Source organism: Jannaschia seosinensis, from assembly GCF_001408515.1.
Taxonomy (GTDB): Bacteria; Pseudomonadota; Alphaproteobacteria; order Rhodobacterales; family Rhodobacteraceae; genus Jannaschia; species Jannaschia seosinensis.
On record NZ_CYPR01000150.1, the window covers coordinates 1 to 4,311 of the forward strand.

3 protein-coding genes and 3 pseudogenes are annotated in these 4,311 nt (G+C 62.5%); 2 read left to right on the top strand and 4 right to left on the bottom strand.

Going from position 1 to position 4,311, the window contains the following annotated elements:
• Positions 1 to 368: transposase (locus JSE7799_RS11085; RefSeq protein ID WP_186201916.1), on the bottom strand; the 368-nt coding region annotated here is incomplete at its 3' end.
• A gap of 474 nt (positions 369 to 842) precedes the next feature.
• Here JSE7799_RS11085 and JSE7799_RS11090 point away from each other — a divergent pair.
• Positions 843 to 1,874, top strand: a complete 1,032-nt coding sequence (locus tag JSE7799_RS11090; protein ID WP_055663660.1) for an AI-2E family transporter — start codon at positions 843 to 845, stop codon at positions 1,872 to 1,874.
• A 57-nt stretch (positions 1,875 to 1,931) separates the two neighbouring features.
• Here JSE7799_RS11090 and JSE7799_RS11095 read toward each other — a convergent pair.
• Positions 1,932 to 2,881, bottom strand: a pseudogene (locus JSE7799_RS11095) (IS481 family transposase).
• 45 nt (positions 2,882 to 2,926) lie between these two features.
• Between JSE7799_RS11095 and JSE7799_RS19860 the strand changes: the two are divergent.
• A pseudogene (locus tag JSE7799_RS19860) lies at positions 2,927 to 3,573 on the top strand (IS3 family transposase); the annotation flags it as partial.
• Between the two features lie 35 nt (positions 3,574 to 3,608).
• Here JSE7799_RS19860 and JSE7799_RS22305 read toward each other — a convergent pair.
• Positions 3,609 to 3,806: pseudogene (locus tag JSE7799_RS22305) on the bottom strand (helix-turn-helix domain-containing protein); the annotation flags it as partial.
• Positions 3,807 to 3,966: 160 nt separating this feature from the next.
• A partial coding sequence (locus JSE7799_RS11105) for an ATP-binding protein (RefSeq protein WP_144431667.1) occupies positions 3,967 to 4,311 on the bottom strand: 345 nt, incomplete at its 5' end.

Here is a 4,311-nt window from a genome sequence, read left to right on the forward strand (position 1 = left end):
CCCATGGCCTTCACCAGGTCGTCCACCGAGCGCGTCGAGATGCCTTGCACGTAAGCCTCCTGGATCACAGCCACGAGTGCTTTTTCGGCTGTCCGACGCGGTTCAAGAAAGCTCGGCAAGTAGCTTCCCTTCCTCAGCTTCGGGATCTCCAGCCATATCCGTCCGGCGCGGGTGTCCCAGTCCCGCTCGCGGTATCCATTTCGCTGAACCTCACGCGACGGCGAACGCACGCCCTTTGCTACGCCAGTTCTGGTCTCAATCTCCGCTTCCATGATCCGCCTGGCCGCGAAAGCCAGCATCTCGCGCACGAGATCGCCATCGGCCTCCTTTTCAACCAGCTCAAGCAGCGCCATTCTGTCGTCGGTCATCGTCGTCTCCGTTCTTGGTTTCGAGTCTCGCAACCCGAACCTTCTCGAAGATCGACGGCGACCACCAGCGTCACACCCGGCCGCGCGCTACGCTACGCCAAGGGCTTCGCCCGCGGCCTCCTACACCAACCGCTGGGACACTATCCGAGGCGTCCCGCTGGAAAGATAAAAAAATCCTATAGCCGATCCGCGCAACAGAGCCTGTCTCTCAAGGATTTGCCTGACCAAGCCTGAAAGCTGGCTCCGACGCAGCGCACGGTGTGTCGCAAGCCGGACCAAAGTCAAAATGGAGATTGAGAGTCACCGCCTCATCGTCCAGAACGACATCTCGTGGCGCGGAAGCAAGAGAAGGCGGTGCATCCCGATCCTGTCCGTAAAAGTGCAAAATATGCGACCTAGCCGAGATGATTGACGGCTTCGGCAGGAACGCTCGGAGGGGAGCGGAGATTTTATGCCTCCAGCTGTAGGAAAAACATGAGAAATGCGACCTACGCTCTTGCGCTGACCCTGATGCTGGGCTGGTTTCTGTGGATTGGACAGCCTGTTCTGCTACCGGTGCTCGCCGCAGTCATTTCTGTCTACGTCCTCCTCACCGCCGCAACCAACATGCGGCGCGTGCCGATCATAGGTCGTCTTCCGGACTGGGCCCGCCACACGATTATTCTCGGCGCCTTCACAATCGGCGTGGTCCTGCTGTTCGTTCTCGTCATCAACAACCTCGCACAGGTGCTGGCCGCGCTGCCGCGATACGAATCCAATCTTGATGCGCTGATTACCCGGCGGGCAAGTCTGCTGGGTCTCGAGGATGAACCGACCTGGGAAAATCTGCGACGTGCCACCCTAGATCAGGTAAATGTCCGTTCTTGGGTCGCACCGGCGTTGCTGTCGTTGCGCGGGTTTGGCGTCACGCTTTTTCTCGTCGTTCTCTATGCCAGCTTCTTGATGGGAGAGCGCGGCATGATGGCCCGCAAGGTCGTCATAGCAATGGGCGGAGAGGATGCGGGTCAGAGGGCGCTTTCGCTGTTGTCTCGGGTCAACGAGCGCATCGGTCAGTACCTCTTCGTGAAAACCGTCGTCAACGGCATGCTCGGCGTCATTTCCTATGGAATCATGCTGTTTCTGGGCATCGAATTCGCGCTTTTCTGGGCGGTTCTGATCGCGTTCCTCAACTACATTCCCTACATTGGGTCGCTGCTCGGCGTGATCTTTCCCGTATTGCTCAGTCTCGCACAATTCGGAACGCTTTGGATGGCCGGGGTGGTGCTGGTTTCGCTGACGGCCGCACAGGTTTTTGTCGGCGCTTATCTGGAGCCGAAGATGATGGGCCGGGCCTTCAACCTCAGCCCCTTCGTCGTGCTTCTGGCCTTGGCCTGCTGGAGTTCGCTCTGGGGGCTGCCCGGAGCTCTCCTCGCTGTCCCGCTGACGGCGAGCTTGGTGCTCGTCTTTTCCGAGATAAAGATGACTCGCCCGATTGCCGTGCTGCTTTCGGCAAGCGGAAGAGTATGATCGACGTTCCACAGGCGAAGAATTTAGGCTTTATGAGCTGTCACATCCCGCGTGATTCTACGGTCGCTTCTTAAAGAGCTCCGGTTTTTGGCGTTGCCATCCCTTGAGGGCATCGATGGGCGTTCGGCCCTTGAGCACTGATTGCGGGAGCTGGCTGTTGTAGAGCCGGACGTAGCGCAGGATTGTCTGTTCGAGGTCCTCGCCGCTGCGGAAGTGGTGGTTTTGCAGGACGTCCTCGATCCGTCCGTTGAAGCGTTTGACCATGCCGTTGGTCTGGGGGTGCATCGGCGGGACCAGGCGGTGCTCGATCTCGAGTTCAGCGCAGAGGCGGTCGAAGTCGTGGTTGCCGGTGGCCGGGCGGCGGCGGAGGCCGAACAGACGATCCGTGAACTCCTTGCCGTTGTCGGTGAGCACCCGGGTGATCCGCAGCGGCGGGGCGCGCTCCAGGTCGCGTGAGACAAGCGCCGCGCGTTGGCGGCGGTCTTGGCCGGATAGATGCGCACGAAGACCCAGCGGGTGGCGCGATCTATGGCGACGAAGAGGTAACGACGCCGCTCCTCATCGGCCATTTGCGGCAGGTATTTCACATCGACGTGGAGGTAACCCGGCTCCTAAGCCTTGAAAGGCTTGTGCGTGGGCCGTGGCGCGGCGGGCTTCAGGTCGCGCAGGCTGCCCGCTCCATGGCGACGCAGGCAGCGGTCGAGCCCCGAGCGGGAGACGTTCGGGTTCAGAAACTCCCGCACCACGCAGAGAAGGTCGTCGAGCAGCAAAAGCAGGGTCCTGCGCAACGACACCGCTACCGCCTCTTGCGAAGGCGTGAGTGTCGTCTGGAGCCTGTGTGCGGTGTGGCTCCGATCATGGATACTATCCCGCTTGCGCCACTTCCAGACCGTCTGCCCGGAGATCCCGTAGCGCTCCGCCACCATCCGGGCCGGCTTTGTGCCTGCCTGGATCGCGGCGCGTATCTTCGGCGTGGTCGTCGCCTGCTTGTGAAGAGAAATCAGCATGGTCGCCCCCCCGTCGCAAACCTCGCTCAGGATCGATCTTGCCATGAAGAGAGCCGTCCGGCGAAGGAGTTGGAGAAAGAGAATGAGCGCCTGCGGAAGGCTGTCTCCGAGCTGACACTGGAGAAGCTGATCCTGCGGGGCGCGCGCAGGTGCGCCATCGGTCCGAGCGCCTGCGCGAACGCCTCGGGAAACTTCTAAGCTCCGCCCGCCGCCGAACCTGTGTCGATCATGTCCGGCAGAAGTTCTCCGTCCCGGAGCGCCTCGCCTGCCGCGTGCTCGGCCAGCAGCGCTCGACACGAGCCGCAAGGTGCCGCGCGGGCGTCCCGACGAGGACGCGCTCACTGCGGACATCGTCGCGCTCGCCAGCCAATACGGCCGCTACGGCTATCGGCGCATCACGGCGCTGCTGCGTGACGCAGGCTGGGTCGTGAACGTGAAGAGGGTCGAACGGCGGCGGGAGGGGCTGAAGGTTCCCCGGAAGCAACCGAAGAAGGGCCGGCTCTGGCTCAACGATGGGTCGTGCATCCGCCTGCGGCCGGAGCGGCCGAACCATGTCTGCACCTCACGACTTCCTCGAGAGCCGGACCCATGACGGACGGAAGTTCCGCATGCTGAACGTTATCGACGAGTTCAAACGGGAGTGCCTGGCGATCAGGATCGACCGGAAGCTGAACTCGACCGCCGTGATCGATGGTATTGTACCCTCAGGTCTGGAAATTCGCTTGAGACGCGGCCGCGCCGACAGCTTCACGAAGCCGAGCCGGCGGAGGATCGAGCTCATCGTCCGCTCCGCCACGCGAATGCCAAAGCGGCGCTCCACCACTGCGCACAGATCGACCCGCCGCCAGCGCACAACTCCGTCCATCTCCGGGTCCGGCCCCGCTTCGACGATCGCCGCCAGCTCGCTCATCTGCTCCGTGCTGAGCATGGGCGTCCGGCTGTCAACGGCGGAGTAAAAACCGGCCACGCGGCGGCGCAAAACCAGGCCAGCGACAGGGCGCCAAGCGCCATGGCGCGCGCGCTTGCCGCATAGCTGGCGCGTGCCATGGCGCATTGGCCCGCAGGGCCAATCCTGTGGCGGGTGATCAGGTTCTGGCTTGGGCCTTTCGGGCGCGGCTTTGGCCGAGCCGATAGCTGTCGCCGTTCATCTCGAGGATGTTGACGTGGTGTGTCAGCCTGTCGAGCAGTGCGCCGGTCAGGCGTTCGGTGCCGAAGGTTTCGGTCCATTCGTCGAACGGCAGGTTGCTGGTGATCATCGTGGAGCCGCGCTCATAGCGCTGCGAGATCAGCTCGAACAAGAGCTCTGCGCCGGTCTTGCTCAGCGGCACGAAGCCCAGTTCGTCGATGATGAGCAGCTTGACGGCGGCCTGCTGCTTTTGCAGGCGGAGCAGACGGCGCTCGTCGCGCGCCTCCATCAGCTCGTTGACTAG

Excerpts from the sequence above, each read along its gene's own strand:
- JSE7799_RS11090 (WP_055663660.1), top strand. The coding sequence starts at position 843 with ATGAGAAATGCGACCTACGCTCTTGCGCTGACCCTGATGCTGGGCTGG.